This is a genomic window from Streptomyces sp. NPDC001393 (assembly GCF_053597455.1).
The window spans coordinates 1-1,470 of sequence record NZ_JBSFIH010000156.1 but is presented as its reverse complement, the minus strand read 5'-3'; the positions used below and the strand labels follow the sequence as shown (position 1 = coordinate 1,470).

The window sequence follows — 1,470 nt, the reverse complement described above, 5'->3', positions numbered from 1 at the left end:
ATACCGGTAACTTAGGGCTTTGGTGTTCGTTTGACTCGTTTGGGTTTGGTGGCGCCAACGAGGGTGATGGCCGCGGTGGTTGGATGGTCTGCAGCCCGGTGGGCGGCGCGTTTGAGCGGCCAGTTGGCGACTTTGCGTTTGATGACGCGAGGGTTGGCCCGGCGGCGCCGCCGTGGCAGGAGGCGTTCGAGGAGTTCAGCGTGGGTGGCTTGGACTGCGCGTGCGAGTCTGCCGGGGGGAAAATGCCGCCTGGTCGGTGACCTGGCGACGCACGACGCGCAGTGAGCGGGTGAAGGAGATCCGGTCGGGGTCCCGGTCGGCTTGCCGTGCGGCCTGGTGCATCAGGTGCCGGATGGCGTGGTGGACGAGCAGGAAGCCATAAAGTTCCTGCTCGGCCCCGTCGGGGTGCTGCGAACGCAGTACCAGCTGCGACCCGCCGAGGTGGGTCTTGATTTCGTCGAGGGTGGACTCGAACTCCCATCGCTGGGCGTAGAGGGCGGCCAGGTCCGCGGCCGGGGCCTTGTCCGGGTCGAGGATCGTGGTGATGAGCCGGTAGACGCCCTCATGGCCGGCGATGGTGTACTCCACTGCGCGTACTGGCACCCCGCGACGGGTGTGGTGGATGTCGCTGCGGTCGAAGATCTCGGTGAGGTAGGAACCGTCCGACAGTTGCTCGACGACCGGCAGCACGAGGTCTTTGCGGACCCGCCACAGCAGGTCCGCCCCCGTGGCCGCGGTCGTGCGCCACAGGTCCACGCTGTAGAAGCCGCGGTCGGCCAGCAGCAGTATCCCCGGCCGCAGGGACCCCAGGGCCGCCCGGGCCAGAGCCTGCTCTCCGGTGCGCAGAGCTCCGATCGCAGCATCGAAGACGGCATGGGTGCCGCACTCCACCAAGCCGACCATGCGCAACTGCGGGTAGCCGACGTCCCGTTCACCGCGCCCGGAACGGGGCGGACGACCGAACGCTTCCACGTTCGCCTTCGTGTCAGGCAGGTCGAACGTGGTGCCGTCGATCGCGATCAGCCGCCAGTCGCGGTAGAAGGCGCCCTCAGTGTCCGGTGTGGCAACCGGGCGGCACACCCGCGCGAACAGTTGCCGCAGCGGCGCCACCCCCAGCCGAGACCTGGCTTTCCAGATCGCTGCCGTACTCGGCACCACCCACGAGCCACGCCAGCGACGGGCACCCTGCAAACCCGCGGTCAGCAGCCGGGCGACCTCCTCATAGCTCTGCCCGGAGAACAGGCACATCGCCAACACGAAGTAGACCACCAGTCGGGCCGGCAACAGCCGGTTCCGCTGCTGCACCCGACCCGTCTCCGCCAGCACCTCATCCACAAGCGACTGAGGAAACGCCTGTGTCAGCACCCCGACCGCGACCCGGTCCGACAGTCGCTCACCGGATGACTTCAGTTGACCCGCTCTTGGCACACCAACAACAACGACAAGATTGCCCGTAAGTTACCGGTATTG

1 protein-coding gene is annotated in these 1,470 nt (G+C 67.3%); it reads right to left on the bottom strand.

The genetic code is table 11. From position 1 onward, the window contains the following. Nucleotides 1-195: 195 nt before the first annotated feature. A complete protein-coding gene (locus tag ACWC2T_RS46020; RefSeq protein ID WP_450676243.1) occupies nt 196-1,428 on the bottom strand; it encodes an IS4 family transposase in 1,233 nt (410 codons plus the stop codon). Nucleotides 1,429-1,470: the final 42 nt, after the last annotated feature.